Annotated in this window: 17 protein-coding genes; 7 read left to right on the plus strand and 10 right to left on the minus strand. The window is 47.2% G+C overall.

From position 1 onward, the window contains the following. Positions 1-78: 78 nt before the first annotated feature. Together K1Y79_RS26190 and K1Y79_RS26195 are read right to left on the minus strand one after the other, a co-directional pair. A complete protein-coding gene (locus K1Y79_RS26190) occupies positions 79-1,110 on the minus strand; it encodes an alpha/beta hydrolase (protein WP_220253174.1) in 1,032 nt (343 codons plus the stop codon). Between the two features lie 82 nt (positions 1,111-1,192). After that, on the minus strand, positions 1,193-2,041 hold the full coding sequence (locus K1Y79_RS26195) for a helix-turn-helix domain-containing protein (RefSeq protein WP_220253175.1): 849 nt from the start codon (positions 2,039-2,041) through the stop codon (positions 1,193-1,195). A 154-nt stretch (positions 2,042-2,195) separates the two neighbouring features. On the opposite strand from K1Y79_RS26195, the gene K1Y79_RS26200 reads away from it, so the two are divergent. Together K1Y79_RS26200 and xth are read left to right on the plus strand one after the other, a co-directional pair. Then, the gene (locus K1Y79_RS26200) at positions 2,196-2,801 is read left to right on the plus strand and encodes a hypothetical protein (protein ID WP_220253176.1); all 606 of its coding nucleotides are present in this window, start codon (positions 2,196-2,198) and stop codon (positions 2,799-2,801) included. A gap of 150 nt (positions 2,802-2,951) precedes the next feature. Next, complete coding sequence (xth, locus tag K1Y79_RS26205; RefSeq protein WP_220253177.1) at positions 2,952-3,731, plus strand: exodeoxyribonuclease III; 780 nt, start codon at positions 2,952-2,954, stop codon at positions 3,729-3,731. Here the strand turns inward: xth and K1Y79_RS26210 are convergent, their stop codons facing one another. The 8 genes from K1Y79_RS26210 to K1Y79_RS26245 all read right to left on the minus strand — a co-directional run bounded on the left by K1Y79_RS26210 (position 3,732) and on the right by K1Y79_RS26245 (position 13,942). Continuing rightward, positions 3,732-4,127 (minus strand): hypothetical protein, encoded by a 396-nt coding sequence (locus K1Y79_RS26210; protein ID WP_220253178.1) that lies wholly within the window; start codon positions 4,125-4,127, stop codon positions 3,732-3,734. 116 nt (positions 4,128-4,243) lie between these two features. Then, the gene (locus K1Y79_RS26215; protein WP_236059849.1) at positions 4,244-4,627 is read right to left on the minus strand and encodes a VOC family protein; all 384 of its coding nucleotides are present in this window, start codon (positions 4,625-4,627) and stop codon (positions 4,244-4,246) included. Positions 4,628-4,757: 130 nt separating this feature from the next. Then, positions 4,758-7,904 (minus strand): error-prone DNA polymerase, encoded by a 3,147-nt coding sequence (locus K1Y79_RS26220; RefSeq protein ID WP_220253180.1) that lies wholly within the window; start codon positions 7,902-7,904, stop codon positions 4,758-4,760. Positions 7,905-7,917: 13 nt separating this feature from the next. Next, positions 7,918-9,417 (minus strand): Y-family DNA polymerase, encoded by a 1,500-nt coding sequence (locus K1Y79_RS26225; RefSeq protein ID WP_220253181.1) that lies wholly within the window; start codon positions 9,415-9,417, stop codon positions 7,918-7,920. A 1-nt stretch (position 9,418) separates the two neighbouring features. Further along, positions 9,419-10,153 carry an ImuA family protein gene (locus K1Y79_RS26230; RefSeq protein ID WP_220253182.1) on the minus strand — a complete coding sequence of 245 codons (735 nt, stop codon included), beginning with the start codon at positions 10,151-10,153 and terminating at the stop codon, positions 9,419-9,421. A 114-nt stretch (positions 10,154-10,267) separates the two neighbouring features. Continuing rightward, entirely contained in the window at positions 10,268-11,065 is a 798-nt protein-coding gene (locus K1Y79_RS26235) for a helix-turn-helix domain-containing protein (RefSeq protein ID WP_220253183.1), read from the minus strand. A gap of 193 nt (positions 11,066-11,258) precedes the next feature. Then, positions 11,259-11,966 (minus strand): SDR family NAD(P)-dependent oxidoreductase, encoded by a 708-nt coding sequence (locus K1Y79_RS26240; protein WP_236059851.1) that lies wholly within the window; start codon positions 11,964-11,966, stop codon positions 11,259-11,261. Positions 11,967-12,163: 197 nt separating this feature from the next. Beyond that, a complete protein-coding gene (locus K1Y79_RS26245; protein WP_220253184.1) occupies positions 12,164-13,942 on the minus strand; it encodes an amidohydrolase in 1,779 nt (592 codons plus the stop codon). A gap of 361 nt (positions 13,943-14,303) precedes the next feature. Between K1Y79_RS26245 and K1Y79_RS26250 the strand changes: the two genes are divergently transcribed. The 5 genes from K1Y79_RS26250 to K1Y79_RS26270 all read left to right on the plus strand — a co-directional run bounded on the left by K1Y79_RS26250 (position 14,304) and on the right by K1Y79_RS26270 (position 19,118). Further along, the gene (locus K1Y79_RS26250; protein WP_220253185.1) at positions 14,304-14,921 is read left to right on the plus strand and encodes a hypothetical protein; all 618 of its coding nucleotides are present in this window, start codon (positions 14,304-14,306) and stop codon (positions 14,919-14,921) included. A gap of 125 nt (positions 14,922-15,046) precedes the next feature. Further along, on the plus strand, positions 15,047-16,462 hold the full coding sequence (locus K1Y79_RS26255) for a DHA2 family efflux MFS transporter permease subunit (protein WP_220253186.1): 1,416 nt from the start codon (positions 15,047-15,049) through the stop codon (positions 16,460-16,462). Positions 16,463-16,587: 125 nt separating this feature from the next. Continuing rightward, positions 16,588-17,136, plus strand: a complete 549-nt coding sequence (locus K1Y79_RS26260; RefSeq protein ID WP_220253187.1) for a hypothetical protein — start codon at positions 16,588-16,590, stop codon at positions 17,134-17,136. 43 nt (positions 17,137-17,179) lie between these two features. Continuing rightward, a complete protein-coding gene (locus K1Y79_RS26265; RefSeq protein ID WP_220253188.1) occupies positions 17,180-17,893 on the plus strand; it encodes a YgaP-like transmembrane domain in 714 nt (237 codons plus the stop codon). A 40-nt stretch (positions 17,894-17,933) separates the two neighbouring features. Then, entirely contained in the window at positions 17,934-19,118 is a 1,185-nt protein-coding gene (locus K1Y79_RS26270) for a zinc-dependent alcohol dehydrogenase (protein WP_220253189.1), read from the plus strand. The last annotated feature ends 92 nt before the right edge of the window (positions 19,119-19,210 follow it).

Genomic DNA, 19,210 nt, shown 5'->3' on the forward strand with positions numbered 1-19,210 from the left:
AGGAAATCAGTAATAAAAGAAGCATGCAGCAAAGGACTTCGCTGCATGCTTCTTTTATTACTGATTGTTCGTTTTTTACTATTTGCTTAGGTGCTTTTTCAGCTCAGTACCTGCCTGTAACATGGCGGCACGGGTAGATGTATTTTCAGCGATAGGATTCAGCAGACCATAGTCATGGATCGTGCCCTCATATCTTACCAGGGTAGTGTTTACACCGGCAGCATCCAGTTTACGGGCATATGCCTCGCCTTCATCACGCAATACGTCATTCTCTGCAACCTGTACCAGCGCTGTAGGTAAGCCTTTCAGCTGTTCTACGGATGCCTGTAACGGAGAAGCATATATCTCTTTCCTGGCGGCAGCGTCAGTAGTATAATTATCCCAGAACCACTTCATCATGTTCTTAGTCAGAAAGCGCTGTTCTGCATACTGATTGTAGGAGCCAGTCTCAAAGTTAGCGTCTGTTACAGGCCACAGCAGTACCTGGAGTTTAATAGCAGGACCATTTTTGTCTTTTGCCATCAGTGCTACTACAGCAGCCATATTACCACCTACACTGTTGCCGGCAACAGCCAGGCGTTTTCCATCTACATTGATTTCTTTACCGTTAGCGGCCACCCATTTGGTAGCAGCATACGCCTGATTAATCGCAACAGGGTAATGTGCTTCAGGAGATGGTGTATAATCTACAAATACTGCGGCCGCTCCTGAAGTTACTACCAGGTCGCGTACAAGGCGCTGGTGAGTCGGGAAGTCACCAAGTACCCATCCGCCGCCATGGAAGAACATAAACACCGGTAAGATACCTTTTGCGCCTTCCGGACGAACGATGTGCAGCTTCACTGTCTGACCATCCTGGGTGATTGTTTTTTCAGTAACAGTGATACCGGATATATCTACTTTCACACTCTTCTGCGCACCCACCAGTACTGCACGTGCATCCTTCGGAGTTAGTGTTTCCAAAGGTGCTCCGCCACTGGTATTTAAAGCATGCAGGAACGCTTTGGTATTGCGGTCAATGTTCGGATCATTGTCAGGATTAACCGCCTGGGCGAAAGCGCCTGCGCTTAATATGGTAGCAGCTGCGAGAGAGAGTATTTGCTTTTTCATCTTGTGTTGATTATAGTTGTTTGATTTGATAACACAAAACTACTACGGCTAATGCGCCTTATCAATGCACGAATAACGACAGTTATTGTACTTTTTCCCCTTCTGCGTATTTTTTTCTGAAGAGGAGGGGGGAGGTGTCCGTCTGATTGGTGAACAGGCGTACAAAATAAGCCGGATCTTCATAGCCCAGCTTATAACCGATCTCTTTCACACTCAGGTCGGTATGAATCAGCAGGCGTTTTGCTTCCAGGATGATGCGGTCTTTAATGATGTCATTGGGGCTTTTTGTACTATGCTTGGATATCTTTTTGCTGAGCGCTTTGGGGGTAATGTTTAATAAGGTCGCATATTCAGCTACATTGTGGTGCTGAACATAGTGGGTTTCTACCAGCTGACTGAATTTGCGGATGAACTCCACTTCCTGTGTAGCGCTATTCTCTGACAGTTCGTGCGTTTTCTTCCACATACGGGTAGAACGGATGATCAGTTGTTTAAGAAAGATTCTGATCATTTCTTCCGTATTGCTTTCTTCACTGACTGCTTCTGCTTTGATTTCCTGCAAGATATGGCGCATCTGCATGGAAGCGGTTTGGTCGAGGTATACTACAGGGATGTCGTATACATTATTATATAGTAATCCATCACAGGCTACTTCCTTGTCGTGTATCTGTATGCAATAGAAATCACGGTTATAATACAGGAGTGCCCCGTTTCCTGCACATTTATACCATTGTCCGGCGTTGACGAAGAACAGCGCATCCTGCTGAAGATGATATTCTTTAAAATCAACTACTATACTTGCTCCTGCTTCCAGGAACAAGACCTTAATGTAAGCATTATACGTTTCGTAAGCGATATCGTCTGCGGAGCTGGCATCAAAGTCAATATATCCGAACTTTTTAGAGAAGTATTGTTTGAGTACATTTTCCATACAACAAATGTATTGCCTTTTTTAAAATAACAGAAAATGCCATACCTTAGCGCCTGTCGTAAACACAATGCACAGCAAAGACCCTGATAGAAAGACCTGAACACCCTGATAAAGAGTGTTTTAATAGCCATATGCTAACCAACGATTAATTATAATGAGAATTGCGATTTCTTTCATGACAATGGCATTCGTATGCCTGACAGGTATGTCTTTTGCTCAACGCGGACCTAAACCGCCGAAGGTGTTGTATCCTGAATTTGCCTTTGACTCCTTAACAGCCCGTGAACAGTTGAAAAGGGGTAAAGGAACGATTCAGGGGATTGCGTTTACTAAAGAGAAGAACAGTTTCGGGGTCAAGCCCCTGCTGGCTGAGAAGATCTATGCGACAAACACCAAAATTATATTGTTTCCCGTAACGCCTTATTTTGATGCCTGGTACCAGATGCGTCGTAAAAAAGAAGGTAAACGTACCTACGTGTATATGTCTGATGAGGCATACCGCTTCCGCCTGGAGACAAGGACAGACAGCTACGGCAACTTTACCTTTACGGAGATGAAACCCGGCAGGTATTTCCTTCAGGCGATAGTTGGATGGTCTACCACGCATGGGCAGAATGTATATTCCGGTAGTGGCTATAACGGGTACGGGCGCACAGACTATTATACGCGGTCGTATTACAATGTAAGTCATTCAGACAGAATAGAAGAGTTTGTTGAAGTGAAAGAGTCTGGTGAGGTAGTGAAGGTCAAGCTACACTAATTTCAACTGATGTTACAGGCATTGTACCGTTTGACTGCGGTACAATGCCTGTATTATTTTAGACCGGGTTATCCTGAAAATAATAAATTGCAGCTGCCACGAAGTGGCATGATATTGATACAGTATCCACTATTAAATACATAGGCTGCCATGAAAATAGCTACATATAATGTAAATGGCGTCAATGGGCGTTTACCTGTCCTGTTGCGCTGGCTGGAAGAGTCTGCTCCTGATGTTGTTTGTTTGCAGGAGCTGAAGGCCCCGCAGGAAAAGTTTCCGGAGAAGGCCATTCAGGACGCTGGCTATAATGCCATCTGGCATGGACAGAAAAGCTGGAATGGAGTGGCGATATTGTCTAAGAATCTGCAGCTGGAAGAAGTAAGGAGGGCGCTGCCAGGAGATCCTGAAGATGCGCACAGCCGTTATATAGAAGCGGTAGTCAATGGCGATTTTCTGCTGGGATGTCTGTATCTGCCAAATGGTAATCCGGCCCCCGGGCCTAAGTTTGACTACAAATTAAACTGGTTCCGCCGGCTGATTGTGCACGCGAAAGAGCTGCTGGATCAGGACCTGCCCGTTATCCTGACGGGCGATTATAATGTGATGCCGACAGAGCGGGATGTATATAAGCCTGAGCGCTGGGTGGATGATGCACTGTTCAGACCGGAAACCAGAGCAGCATTTAAGGAGCTGGTGGAACTGGGTTGGACGGATGCTATCCGCAAGTTGTATCCCGACGAGACGATCTATACATTCTGGGATTATTTCAGGAATGCCTATGGCCGCAATGCCGGTCTTCGTATTGACCACTTTCTGCTGAGCCCTCATTTTGATAAGCGCCTGAAAGCTGCGGGAGTAGACCGCGAGGTAAGGGGATGGGAAAAGACCAGCGATCATGCGCCGGTCTGGATTGAAATAAAAGGTAAATAGCTATTTCTCTACTGCCAGCATGTGTATTTCAAGCTCGCTGCCTGCCGGGTCTTTGTAACTAAGCACACAGCGCTGCTGGTCCAGTTTCAGTACCTGCAGGTCAGTTTTTCCTTTGCTTTGGTTATCAATGACTGTCAGTCTTTTTGTGGCTGTGTCATATTTCCAGGTGGCTTGTTGTGTTTTTCCCATTTCAATAGATACTACCCGGTAATCTTTATAGAAAATCATCCTGTCCTGTTTTTGCTCAGGGGATGGCGGCATCTTTGTGCCATTATCTCCATAATATTCTAATTTCCATGTTTTTGCAATCATATCATTGAATGAAGGAGATTGTATAGCCTGTGATCTCCCCTGAAATGGAAGGGCGAAAAGGGCAGCAAGCAAAAGACGTTTCATGGTCAGGTATTTAGTGTAAAGTACAAATTTCTGTATGAAGAAGCGCCCGTGAGAACATAATGTATTGTTATTTTCTCTGCGGATCTGCCAGACTGAGTGGACGAGTCGGCGTTGCATTACATGTGGAATACATTAAACTTATGCCCGTCGGGATCAGCGAATACAAATCCATAGTATCCTTCGCCAAAAGCTGCCGGCCTGGAGATAATGGTACCACCGGCATGTACTACTTTTTGTTCCCATTCATCTACTGCAGCTATACTATCCGCAGAAAGGGTAAATATGATTTCATTTCCGGTAGCAGTATCAATGACAGGTCCTTGCATGGCAGGCTGCAGTATCTCTTTCAGAAAGAAATGAATCACAAAATTGTTCTCCCCGAAGAAGAAGCTGGTAAGCTGGTCTAAGGCCCCATTTGATGTAAACCCTAGTGCCTGATAGAAGCTGGTGGTACGATGCAGATCGCTGACACCGAAATTGGCCCATATTTTTGTTTTCATCATCAAAGGTTTAAAGTAAATAGTTTGCCTGATTCTGTCATTACGTTGGCTAATATGGTGATATACATCTCAAAAAGTAGTCCATAAGTAAAGGGGATGCCAACTTATTGTACAGTAATAGGTTATCGTGTTATTTGAAGTTGCGCGCTCCGGGTATTTTGATACTTTCAGTAGCTGCAGGCTCATTGGCAGTGATCACCTGGTGCAGCATCTTATTGAAGTTATAACATTGTTTCACAACGACATGCACTACTTCACCTTCCCGTTGTAGTTTACCTTCTACCATGAGTAAGCGGGCCTGTAGTATTTCTTTCCTGTATTTCTCAAAAAGCTGGTGAAAGACAACGAGGTTAGCGCAGCCGGTTTCGTCTTCTATAGTGATGAAGCAGACGCCTTTGGCGGTGCCGGGGCGCTGTCTGACGAGTACCAGTCCTGCAATCTTTACAGGCATACCATCTTTGATGCCGGCCAGGTCGCTGGCGGAAGAGATATGCAGCAGGCTGAGTTTTTCTCTTATAAAGCTAACGGGGTGTGCTTTGAGGGAAAGAGATAGCGCGCTGTAGTCCTGGGCTACATGTTCGGGTGCTGACATTTCAGGCAGAAGCACCGGTTGTTCTGTGGCGCTTTCTGATGCTTGTCCGGTAAACATACCTATGGGTCTGTCATGCAGGGAGGATATTTCCCACAACGCCTTTCGTCTATCCAGGCCTACGGATCTGAATGCATCTGCATCTGCCAGTTTTTCGAGTGCAGCATGGGGCACACCTGCCTCTCTGAGTGATAGAATATCTTTAAAGCCGTTTTTCCGGGCCAATAACAGTGTTTCCATGTCTTCCCGGCGCAGACCACTTACCTGCCGGAAGCCAAGGCGTAAAGCCCTGAATTTGCCGACCGGCGCTTCCAGGGTATTGTCCCAGTGGGAATGATTGATATCTACAGGCAGGATCGTTACATGGTGGTTACGCGCGTCGCTGACAATCTGGGCGGGTTGATAAAAGCCCATCGGCATACTGTTAAGCAATGCGCAGGCAAATACATCCGGATAGTGACATTTGAGCCAGGAAGAGACATATACCAGCAGGGCAAAGCTGGCGGCATGACTTTCCGGAAAGCCGTAACTGCCGAAGCCTTCCAGTTGCCTGAAGATGCGCTTGGCAAATTCTATCGGATAATTCTTCCTGGCCATCCCTTCTATCAGTTTCCTTTCAAACTTTGCGACGACGCCCTTCAGTTTGAAGGTGGCCATGCTGCGCCGCAGTTCATCTGCTTCCGCAGGAGTAAACCCTGCTGCTACAATAGCTATCTTCATAGCCTGTTCCTGGAATAGTGGTACCCCCAGTGTTCTACCCAGAATGTCTTCCAGCTCTTTAGAAGGATATTCAATGGGTTCCTGCCCGTTGCGCCTGCGCAGGTAGGGGTGTACCATGTCTCCCTGGATAGGGCCGGGGCGTACAATGGCTACTTCAATGACCAGGTCATAGAAGCTTTGTGGGCGTAGGCGTGGTAACATGGACTGCTGGGCGCGGCTTTCTATCTGGAATACCCCGATGGTATCGGCATGACTGATCATATCATAGACCTTGGGATCATCCTGCGGAATGTTGGCCAGCGTATAATCCTTGTCATAGTGCTGCTTTGCCAGGTCAAAGGCTTTGCGTATACAGGTCAGCATACCCAGTGCGAGTATGTCTATCTTCATAAAGCCCAGTGTATCAATATCGTCTTTGTTCCATTCTATGCAGGTCCTGTTTTCCATACGTGCATTCAGAATAGGGCAAAGGTCAGACAGCTTTCCCTGTGTGATGACAAAGCCGCCTGTATGTTGTCCGAGTTGCCTGGGAAAACCGATCATCTGCCTGGTCAGGTCCAGTACTTTTTGCAGATGCGGATCTTCCGGATTCAGTCCCTGCTCTGCAACGCGCTGCTCATCAAACCACTCTTCTGTATAATGCCATATAGAGGAAGACAGGCGGTTAATAGTATCTACAGATAATCCCATTGCTTTACCTACATCTCTGATAGCGCCTTTCTGATGTTGCTGCGTAACGGTGGCAACTATTGCTGCGCGGTCACGCCCGTATTTATTGTAGATGTACTGCATTACTTCTTCCCTGCGCTCGTGTTCAAAGTCAACGTCAATATCAGGTGGTTCGTTGCGTGCGGAAGAGATGAAGCGTTCAAACAGCAGGTCAAACTTCACGGGGTTCACAGAAGTGATACCCAGGCAGTAGCAGACAGTCGAGTTAGCGGCTGATCCACGGCCCTGGCATAGTATGCCCTGCTGCCTGGCAAAGCGTACGATGTCAAATACAGTGAGGAAGTAAGCGGCATAGTTCATCTCTTCTATAAACTTCAGTTCATAGTCGATAGCAGTGGATACCTGTGCCGGTACCTCTTCTCCGAATTTCTCCTTTGCACCTTCCCAGGTTACATAGGCCAGTTCTTCCTGTGGCGTACGGCCTTCCGAAGTGATTTCTTCCGGGTATACATACTGCAGACTATCCAGCGTGAAGCCGCAGGCATCTGCAATCATCTGGGTATTATGGATTGCTTCAGGATATTGCCGGAACAGGCGGTGCATTTCTTTTGCCGGTTTCAGGAATCTCTCTGCATTCTGATGCAGGCGAAAGCCGGCGTTGTAGATAGTACACTTTTCTCGTACACAGGTCAGTACGTCCTGCAGCTGCCGGCGTTCCGGCTGATGATAATGTACGTCATTCGTGGCTGCCAGCGGAATATCAAACAGGTAAGAGAGCTGTGATAGCCGGTACATTCTTTTCAGATCATCGCCCAGATATGACCTGGTTACAGCCAGGTATAACCGGTCCCCCAATGCATGTTTATACTCTTTTAAGTCGTTTTTGAAAGCGATATCAAAGTCAAATTGTGTATTGAGTGCAGTAGGAGGGATGACTATAAAAATGATATCAGTGGCATTTGCAAAGACGTCTTTTTTATACAGATGGCACTCGCCTTTTTCTGCCCGGAGATTACCGGTGGTGAGCAGGCCTGATAGTCTGCTGTATGCGGCTTTATCAGTAGGGTAGGCTAGCAGGGAAGGACCATCCAGCAGATCGAGTCTGCAGGCAGGTATAATACGGATGTCTTTATTCCTGGTAGCAGCATGCGCCCTCACAATGCCAGCCAGGGTATTACGGTCAGTGATAGCAATCGCTTTGTATCCGAGCAAGGCTGCCTGTTCAATCAGTTCATCGGGGTGAGAAGCTCCCCGCAGAAAGCTGAAGTTACTGGTGACCTGTAATTCGACATATTCCATATCACATTATTTTTCAGGCAAAAAATCCGTGAATGAACCATTGGGACTGCTGACCGGAATAATGCCCTGACCTGAACAGCCAATAGCGCTGTCCCTTTTTATCTTCTACGGTGTAATAATCCCGGTGTTCGCCTCCATCCAGCCACCATTCTCTTTCAATTCTCTCCGGGCCATCTGCTTTCCTGATTTCATGCAGTTCTCCTTTATACCGGAACAGCATAGGCGGATAATCAGGAATGGGGGCTGCGACTTCAACTGGTTCTGGTGTAGCCAGTAATTGTACCGGTCTTGGTTTATCCGTACGCCAGTGTGTTACAGGTTTTTCTTCCAGGGAAGGCGTTTGTTTGATAGAACGTTCTGGCCAGAAATGTTCCTCTGGCAGATACCGCCGGATGTTGCCAGCGCCTATTTTGCCTGCAAGTCTATCCAGCAGTTCGGCTACTGCAGGATTGTTTAATCCCGGACCTGCTGTCCACAGTGCTTCCTGTGTAGGAGCAGCATCTTCTGTTTTCTCAGCTTCCAGTGTAAAGAGTTCAATACCTGGTCCGGGTGCTATGGATGGTATCTTTAACTCAAATAGTTTAAAAAGATGGGTTACATGATGAGAGGCACGGTTAGTACCGATAGTAGCCTGTACCATCCTGTTGTCAATACGATATGCTTTCAGTGTAGCGGTGCGCAGTCCTTTGCCTTCCTGCTGCAAACGGCTGCACAACTTTTCCAGCAGGTTGCTGATGGCAATTTCAATACCGGTAGCAGTAACGATAGGTTCCAGGCAGGGAAGTCTTTCTTCATACGGAGGCGGAGGAAAGAGTGGTTGTATACCTTCCATTTCATACCCGAGTGCCTGACTAAGACGGGATAGCAACGAAGGACCGAAACGCCGGCGTAGTATCCTGCCAGGCATATCGATAAAACTACCTATCTGATGCAGCCCTAGTTTGTGCAGGCGTTCCAGTGCCGCAGGTTCTGGCCTGAGTGCCGCAGGTGGTAATGACATCAGGGCTGCTGCTTCTTCTCCGCTTGTTATGATTGGTTCAATCCTTCCGTAACGGCTCACGGCCCAGGCAGTGCCGATAGTATCTGCCATAGCGCCGCGTACATCATAGCCTATTGCCCGCAGTTTGGTAATGATTTCTTTCAGATATCCGGTTTCTCCTCCCCATAGATGTGCGCAGCCACTGCTGTCAAGAATGAGTCCATCAGGAAGATCTACTGCTACCAGTGGCGTATAGCGGATGCACCATTCTCCTAATGCATGCAGTAATTGTGTACCTTTCCCAGGTGGTTCATCGAATACCTGCAGGCCCGGTACAATAGCTTTTGCATCTGCTACAGGCATGCCGGTACGTATGCCTTGTTGTTCAGCGGGTATACTGGTAGCGGTGATCACCATCCTGCCATGTACCGGTGCTGCAAAAACAAAGGGCGTCTGTTGGAGTTCCGGCTGACGGCGGATCTGCCAGTCCGTTAATAGATGACGAAACCATATTGTTACAAAACGTGCGGCCATATCACCCGGTTTTTAATTGATGATCTGGTATATTGAGGGAAACAGGTTGATCTACGAGTACCGTAAACCTGCTTTCTGACCATTCCATCTTCCAGGAACCGGTACGGCCGTTACGTACTTTCAGTAGTTCCACCTGCCAGCGTGGATAACCAACTCCCGGCATATTATCTTCTATACCGCTGGGCAGGGATGTGATCTGCCAACGTGCAGCACAGGCAGTGGCGCTGACAGGTCGGGAAGAAGTGCGTAAAATGAATCCGGTAACGCGACTTTGTTCTACCGCCAGCTGAAGTCTGCGCGATTGTGTAAACCCTATTTCAGGAATCTCTGCTACAACAGCGGCAAGGCCTTCACATTTGAGCGCTTCTTCCAATGCCCAGAGGGCGTCTTTGGTACGTTGCAGATCTATGAAGATTACTTTATCAGGCTCTATGCCGAATGTTTTTAAAGAAGGGGGGAAAAGCGTTCTCGCCACACTTATCCAGATACATGCGCCTCCATATTGCATCAGTGTACCAGTAAGTGCACTGACAAATCCTGATGCAGCTGCAGCATGTTCTGTAACAGGACAAAGAAATTCATGTATAGTGCCAACAGGAAATGTCTGATCGGGGAAAACGCTATTCACCTGTCCCAGGTCAATCACAGGCGAATGATCACGCTGTGCGGACCTGAAACCCTGCAAACGGAGAATGTCCCTTTGCAGTTGGGAAATAATATCTGCTTTTCCTGACATAAGCTGACGGCTGATTACGAACTAATACTTTTATCGCTAAATTGTTTAGCAATATTACTAATTATATTAGTATGGTGTCAGCTATTTTTATGCACATTCTGCTGAAATACGATCTCAGATCTTGCTGGGCGCGGCCCCGTACATCTTTTTGAAAGCAAAAGAAAAATGTGAGAGATCTTCAAATCCTACATCCAGATATACATCAGAAGGCGCTGCACCTTTTTCTTTGATACGGTAATATGCTTCCTGTAATCTTTTTTGCTGCAGCCATTTTCCGGGTGGCGTACTGAATGTTCTTTCAAAATCACGCTTAAAGGTAGAAAGACTTCTACCTGTCAGATAAGCAAATCTGTCCAGCGGAACATTGAAATGAAAGTTGCTGTTCATAAAGCCTTCCAGGTCTATCTTCCCCGGTTCTGAAAGGTCAAATAGTATATCTTTTAACTGTGGATTTGTCTGTAGTAATATAGCAATGGCTTCCTGCACTTTCAGTGAAAGCAGCACTTCATTACCTGCCTGCAAAAACTGATCATAAGGTTGCAGTGAGTCCATATAACTTTTCAGCAGTGCATGTGGTTGCAGGGTAATAAATGGCGGACCTGCTGCTGCTTTCTCTGCGGAGTAACCATACGCTTCTCCAAAACGTCTCAGCGTCTCCTGATCCAGAAATACCGATATGTTTTTATAGTCGCCGCCAGCAGGAGGTTGTTTGGTGAATTTCATCAGCGTATTCCGTCTGCTGAACCTAAATTCATTCTCGCGGAACACATATTCCCGTTCGCCATCATTCATAGTAAGGGTACCTGCCAGCTGGTAACTGAATACATGTTCTGCAACAAACTGTTCTCCTTCCTTTGTTCTTGTATGATAGCAGGAATAGCTGATCTGTTTTGCCTGTTTATTAGCGCTCATACCCATACCTGGTTAAAGTAAAATAGCATAGCTGTTATCTGCACAGCTATGCTGAAAATAATGAATATCACGGTTATTCTGCATCTGTGGATTCGCTTACTGCTAACCATTTCTCAAATTCTTCCTGTCTGTCTGCATTCACCTGTTGCAGCAGACCTGTTGCATCACTGCCCAGTACCAGGTGTACAGGTGGTTACGGATGATCTGCCAGGTTAGTAATCGCAATAGCTGCTTTGTCAGGATGACCTTTAGGTACAAATTTACCTGTCCGGAATATCTCGGTACGCTCGCCAATAGTGGTTTCATATCCTTCAATTGCCGGCGCATAAGACATAGAGTCTCCGGCCCAGTCAGTCCGGAAACCGCCTGGTTCTACTGACGTGACTTTGATACCTAATGGCGCTACTTCTTTTGCAAGCGCTTCCGCAAAACCAGATAAGCCCCATTTCGCACTTTGGTAAATGCTGATGCCTGTGCTGGTAATACGGCCTCCTATGGAACTGATCTGTATGATCCTGCCAGCGCGTTGTTTGCGCATATAAGGTAATATCACTCTGGTGATCTCTATCGGCGCATAGAGATTTGTTTCCAGCTGACTACGTACCTGTTCATCTGTAAAAGCTTCCGCTGCACCGATAATGCCAAATCCTGCATTATTTACAAGTACATCAATCCTGCCGAAACGGTCAATTGCTGCTGCTACTGCTGCGCGCACCTGCTGATGATCTGTTACATCCAGCTGCAGGGGAAGAATGTTCCCGCCATATTGCTGCACAAATGCTTCCAGCTGTGCCGGATTCCTGGCGGTGGCCACTACCAGATCGCCTTTTGCCAGTACCGCCGCTGTAATACTTTTACCCAGACCTCTTGCACTTCCTGTTATAAACCATACCTTTTGCATAACCTTTATTTTTTTTGTTGATACAAAGTTAGGTGGCTGCTGGTGCGGCTGCTTTGTTGCAGAGGTCAATTTACTTTGCTGTAAAGGTCATCAAAAAAGTTGTTTCCGGTACGGGTAATATGCCATCTAAGGCGTCCTCCTGCTCCTAAAACAAAAAGAGACCTGAACTCATTTCAGATCTCTTTTTATCAATTGTCTTATTTGTATTGATATCCTCCGTAGTAATTGACCGGCGACCATTCAGGCAGCGCTTTGGGTAACGCCGGCGATATATCTTTGAACTCTCCTTCGCCGTATACAATCTTACCATCCAGGATAGTCAGCAGTGCATGGATGTCTTTAATCTGCCCGGCTGCTGTTTTCAGGTAATCATCACTCAATACCACCAGATCTGCCAGGTAACCTTTTTTCAGGGTACCTCTGTCGCCCTGTTGGTTGATCAGACTTGCACTACCCTGTGTGTAAAGCTTCAAAGCGGTAATACGATCCAGTTTATTCTCATCAGCTGTGTATTCATGCCCGCCAATTGTCTGACCTGTCACCAGCCAGGACAGAGCGACCCATGGATTATAACTGGCAACTCTTGTACCGTCGGTGCCTGCACCTACCTTCAGTCCCATATCCAGCATCCGGCGGATAGGAGGGGTATTCCTGGCGGCCTCTTTACCATAGCGGCCTACAAAGTTCTCTCCCTGGAAAGCCATCCTGTGCTGAATAGCAATACCGCCATTCAGTGCTTTGATACGCTGCAGGTTCTCTATAGAAACGGTTTCTGCATGGTCAAAGAACCAAGGCAGTCCGTTCAGCGGCGTTTCCTTATTTACTTCTTCTATCACATTCAGGAACCGGGTGATGGATTCGTTATACGTCGCATGCAGCCTGAAAGGCCATTTGTTTTTTACCAGTACTGATATCACAACTTTCAGTTGTGCTTCCATGACTGCCGGCAGGTCAGGACGGGGCTTCAGGAAGTTCTCGAAGTCGCCGCCTGTAGCTACTAAATTCTCTCCGCCACCTTCTACGAAGTACGTTGTTTCTGCCTCTTCTCCATGCTGATGTTCTATATCCACCATGCTAATCCATTTCTGGTAATCCTGCAGCTCTGTGCCCGCTTTCTGCGCAAACAGGTAATAAGGCAGGCGTACTGTCAGCTGACCCAGCTTAAACAGGGAATCGGTAATGCCATAATCATCGGGGAAGTTCTGAAATCCACCGCCTGCATCCATGACACTGGTTACACCCAGGCGGTTCATTTCAGACATAAAGCCCAGTGTTGAATTACCCTTTTCTGCTGGCGTCAGCTCTGGTAACCTGGCGAGGGTAGAGTAGAGGATGAATGCATTAGGCTCTGCTACCAGTAAACCTGTAGGTTGTCCTTCCGCATCTTTCTGAATCAGTCCGCCGGTAGGATTAGGTGTATGTTCATTGATCTGTAGTTTTTTGACGCCTGCCTTATTCAGGTAAGCGTGCGCATACAGGTACAGTATAAAGGTAGGGGTATTGCCTGTTGCCTCATTGATCTCTTCCAGTGTGGGCAGGCGCTTTTCTTCAAACTGGTATTCGTTCCAGCCTCCTACTACTCTTACCCATTGTCCTTCCGGTGTTCTTGCTGCCTGCTCTTTCAGCATCTGAAGTGCCCGTTTCAGCGATTTTACACCATCCCACCTTAGCTCTGTGTTATAAAATCTTCCTGCTCTGATCACATGCAGGTGGGAATCATACAAACCAGGTATCAGGGTGCGGCCGTTTGCCTTCACAACTTTCGTACGGCTTGTTTTCAGCTTCAGTATATCGGCGTCATTTCCCACAGCAATGATCCTGTTATCTGCTATTGCTATTGCCTGTGCCTGTGGTTTTGTATCATCCAGGGTAATAATATTGGCATTGTGGATGATGAGTGTCGGACGTTGCTGCGCCTGCGCTGAGAAAGTGATTCCCACACAAAGTGCTACAAGTGATCGCATCGTTTTTTTCATATCTTATCTTTTAAAATGAAGCTGCAAAGAGCTGTTCCTGTTCTACTATTGCAAAGCTAGGTCGCTCTTCACCTCAAGGCAATCGGCAAATGAACCCAATCGTTGTCATAGTTATCGAATGGAAATAAAAACGATGATTCGTACAAGTACAGATATATACAATATTTATCTGCACAATAGATGAGCAGGCAAGGGGCATCATCACGAAAGATGACAACTTACTGTGGAACGCGCAGGACATTTAAAGGAAAAAGGTCAACTGTACACCTGTAAATAACACTTCTTCTGCGTAGCTGGCATTAAGGGAACGCATTTTGTCCTTCTCTCCTCAGCGATTTCAGAATGTTTAAAACTTAGAGTTATGAAGAAGTTACTTATTCTCGGTATGTGCGGATGTATGTTAACGCCATTTATTGCATGTAACAGCGGACAATCAACAGATCAGCGCGGAGACAGCACTGCTGAAGCAATGCCTGTTGAAGGCACTGATACTATTGCCGGTTCGGCAGATGAAGGTGGTTACAGTCAGCAGCTGACCTACAAACAGTACTCATTCTCCGTGAACTCAAAAGGAGAGGGTGCGCTGAGAAAACTGACCATCACTGGTCGTGACAGCGCAAGCGACTTTGATGAAGTAAATATGCCGCTGGAAGGCGACATCTATTACGCGTCTACCGCCGACCTCAATGGCGATGGTAAACCTGAAGTGTATGCCTTCACCAGGGGTAAAGACAGTGCCGGCTACAGTAAAGTGTATGCCTACGCATTTGACAAGCAGACTGGTAAACAAATCAGTTTTCCTGATCTGACGCCCGAACAGTCAAAAGAATATATGGGACATGATTCCATCTATATCGACAAGAACTACCTGGTGCGCAGTTTCTCTACGGATAAAGGCGACGCAGTACCCCAGCGTAAAACAATCCGCTATGTGTTACGTCCCGGCGAAAACGGTTTCCAGGCTATCAAAGAGCAATAGCTTCTGCCAGCGCAATTATAAGCTTTAACCGGTATGATTTATAACAGGGCGTCTTAGCGATAAGGCGCCCTTCTTAATGCCCCTTCGATACCACCCCGCTGTATGGTACGAAAAACAAGATTGTTATGTTGAGAGACAAAAGACACGTCCTGATCACACTGATGATAGGCACCTCTATGGCAGCTATCGACAGTAGTATCGTCAATGTATCCCTGCCGGTCATACAAAGACAGTTTGATGTAGATATTGATGAGGTGTCATTGGTTATCACCTCCTATATGATCACTTTCCTGCTGTTTATTCCCTTAACCAACTGGTTGAAGAACCGGATAGGATATTACCACCTGTACATGACCAGTATCGCTGTATTTGTGCTGGGCTCACTGCTGTGCAGTATATCAGGCAGCATACAGATGCTGGTACTGTCCAGAATAGTGCAGGCGGTAGGCGGCGGATCTATTGCGCCTACATCACTGGCCATCCTCTCGGAAAGCTTTCCGAAAAAAGAACGTGGCAGCGCTATCGGATGGTGGGGCATCGGCAACGTGATGGGGCCTGCACTGGGGCCTACACTTGGTGGTGTATTAACAGAATACCTCGGCTGGCAAGCTATCTTTTATGTCAATATACCTATCGGGATTGTTGCTGTGTTAATGAATATGCGCTACCTCGGATTTCTCAAGGCGCGCAAGCGTTGTAATCCGCCATTCGATTTCAAAGGCTACCTGTTATTTGTCTGTTTCATAGTCTTATTACAGTTTACCCTGACCAGTACCAGCGACAAGTTCGGCTTTACTTCCTGGCAGTTTATGACAGGTGTGCTGCTGACTGCCTTTTTCCTGTGGTTGTTTATCCGGTCTTCCCGCAAGCCGCAGCCCCTGCTGGATCTTTCTGTATTTGGTATTGTTGCTTTCAACAGGGCTTTTATCATTGTAGCGCTCCGTTCACTGGCATTGTTTGGCGGTATGTTTTTCCTGCCCTTTTTACTACAGGGTTATCTCAAGTATACTGAAATACAGAGCGCTTTACTGCTATTACCCAATGCGCTGGTGATGCTGTTAACCCGGCCTGTGGCCGGTAAGATGGCTGATAATGGGATGATCAGAAACATCTCCATATTCGGTATCGTGCTGGTATCCGCTTCCTTCTTCCTGTTTGCCCAGATCAACACCGGCACGCCTGCCTGGTTTATCGTAGCAGCTATGATTGTACGGGGGCTGGGTATCAGCTTCCTGATAGCGCCGGTATCCACAGCCATGCTCAACGCTGTTACGGCGGCGCAAACGGCTACTGCCACATCCCTCAACAGCCTTATCCTGCAGCTGGGCGGTTCCATCGGTATTGCGGTCAGCGGTTCCATGCACAGCTACATTTATGATCACTACACGGGGAAAGGGTACGAGAGTATGCTTGCTGAACACTATGCGCTGAGGGACGGATTTCTTTTCACTGCCGTACTGATGCTGGTCACACTGATACCAGCTGCCAAGCTGCCCCAAAAGGTGGTGAAACGCTTAAAACATAAAGAAGCGCTCGGATGACCAGACGTGAGGATCAGTCGCTACACTGGTGGTGCCACTAGCGCTCACTTTCTGGTGGAAATACACCCCGGTGACAGTATTTGCCCCTGGTACGATTTTTCAACGGTTAGGACTAAAAGTAATACATGAAAAATCCTGTTTTTGCAAAAGGACACTGGCTGGAATATCTGATGTACGGCTGCCTGGCGGCCGTCTTTTACTGCGTATTACTTTTTTTCCATCTTTCTGACGGAACTTATGAAAGTATGTACCTGTTGTACATTGGTAATGCGGCATTTGGTATTCCTGTTCTATTGTACAACCTGAAGCTGATCTACCGGCCTTATGAGAAGCAACGGACAGTGTCCATGCTGATCGCTGCACACCTGGCTACACTGATCGGAACAATACTGTCAATGATCTTTGCGGCATTGCTCATGACGGCCATCATGCCTGAGATCTTTTCTTCCACACCATCTGTACTGGGACCGGAAAGCGCACCTCCTAACACGCAGGGCCAAAGACCGGAAGGCTGGCTGTTTATGATCGTTATCAACGCGCTTGTACTTAACTTCAGTGTAGGCTCCTTCATCTGTATCGTGTCTTCTTACGCTGGTAAGATCAATCAGACAAAAGATAAACCTGCACATCTTGGCAAGCGGATTTCTGACGGTCCTGTTACCAACGATGCCTGATCATTTCACAATATTCTCTTCACCAACTATAAACCATCTTCACATGAACGAAAATTCTTCAACAGGCAATAAACCTGACGTTAACGTCGGACAAACAGAACGTATCATATCAGCGGTAGCAGGCGGCTTTCTGCTGTATAACGCTATTGCAGGACGTAATGCCCGTTTCGTAAAAGCCGGTGCCGGCGCATTCCTGTTATACCGTGCGGTAACGGGTAACTGTCCGGTGTATAGTGTATTACGCAAAAAGCGTATGCCCGATCCGGCAAGAAATATCAATGTGAGGGCTACATTAACAGTTAACCGCCCACGTCAGGAAGTGTATGCTTTCTGGCGTAACCTGACCAATCTGCCGCTGTTTATGAAACATCTGCAAACAGTGACTGACCTCGGTGGAGGGAAATATAACTGGGTAGCTAATATGCCCGGCCTGCCCGGCAATGTGAGCTGGGATGCTGAAATTGTAAAAGAGGAAGAAGGTGTATTGTTAGGCTGGAATGCGCTACCTGGTTCTGATATTGACAATGCAGGAAAAGTCACTTTCGCGGATGCGGGAGAGAATGGCACAGAGCTGCACATCGTTATTACCTACCGCGCGCCACTCGGTCCTGCTGGAAGGGTAGTAGCCCGCGCACTGAATCCATTGTTTGAATCGCTGATCAAAGAGGAACTCCGCAACTTCAAACGTTATATGGAGACAGGCGAAGTACCGACCATCCAGGGACAGCCATCAGGTAGAGAACCGCTTGGTGTTTAGTCTGCTGATATTATTGTCAACCCAATAAAACCCAGTTCATATGAAAGCGCTCTGCTGGAATGGAACACGCAATTTAAGTATCGAACGAGTAAAAGACCCGGTAATTTTAAATCCTAAAGATGCTATCATACGTGTAGCGCTGTCTTCTGTCTGTGGATCGGATCTGCACCTGGTGAACGGCTATATCCCGACGATGAAAGCCGGCGATATTATCGGTCATGAATTTAACGGTGAAGTTGTTGAAGTCGGACCTGAAGTTAAGAAGCTGAAAAAGGGCGACCGTGTTGTAGTAGGTTCTGTCATTGGCTGTGGCGAATGTTACTATTGCCAGCATGACGAATGGAGCCTGTGCGACAACTCAAATCCACATGCGGAAATGCAGGAGAAAATGTTCGGTTATCCCACTGCTGCGATCTACGGATACTCACACCTGTTTGGCGGTTACGCAGGCAGCCATGCTGAATACATCCGTGTGGCTTATGCTGATAATGGCTGTTTTAAGATTCCGGACGGTGTTACCTGGGAGCAGAGCATCTTTGCTTCAGATGCACTCCCCACGGGATATATGGCGGCTGATATGGCTGTTAAACCAGGAGATATCGTTGCGGTGTGGGGATGCGGCGGCGTAGGTCAGATGGCCATCCGGAGTGCCTGGCTGAAGGGTGCCTCCAGGGTGATCGCTATCGATAGATTTGACTACCGCCTTGCACAGGCAAAGTCCCAGGGTAAAGCAGAGATCATCAACTATGCGGCTGTGAATGTGCTGGAGGAACTGAAAGCGTTAACCGGCGGGAGAGGCCCTGATGTATGCATTGATGCGGTAGGTATGGAAGCCCGCAGCGGTAATAAACTGGAACATGCATATGATAAGATCAAACAGGATCTGCGTATGCAGCCCGACAGGCCCTCCGTATTACGCCAGGCCATTCTCGCCTGTAGAAAAGGAGGTACGCTGTCTGTGGTAGGGGTATACTCTTCCTTTGTTGACAAGTTCCCGATGGGCATCCTCATGAACAAAGCACTGACGGTCAGATCAGGGCAGATGCATGCACAGAAATATATTCCTCATCTGCTGGATCTTATCCAGGAGGGAAAGCTGGATCCTTCTTACATCCTCACGCACAAATGGTCGCTGGATGATGGTCCCGAAGGATACAGCATGTTTAACGACAAAGCTGATAACTGTATGAGAGTAGTCTTTGATCCGTCACTCAGCTCATACTAAGGATAGGCCGCAACCGGTTTACAAAGTCTTTTATGCGTAACGGATCTTTAGCAAAAACAAAGGGTGGGTACATATCCATGTACCCACCCTTA

The sequence above is a fragment of the Chitinophaga rhizophila genome (genome assembly GCF_019492185.1).
GTDB lineage: Bacteria > Bacteroidota > Bacteroidia > Chitinophagales > Chitinophagaceae > Chitinophaga > Chitinophaga rhizophila.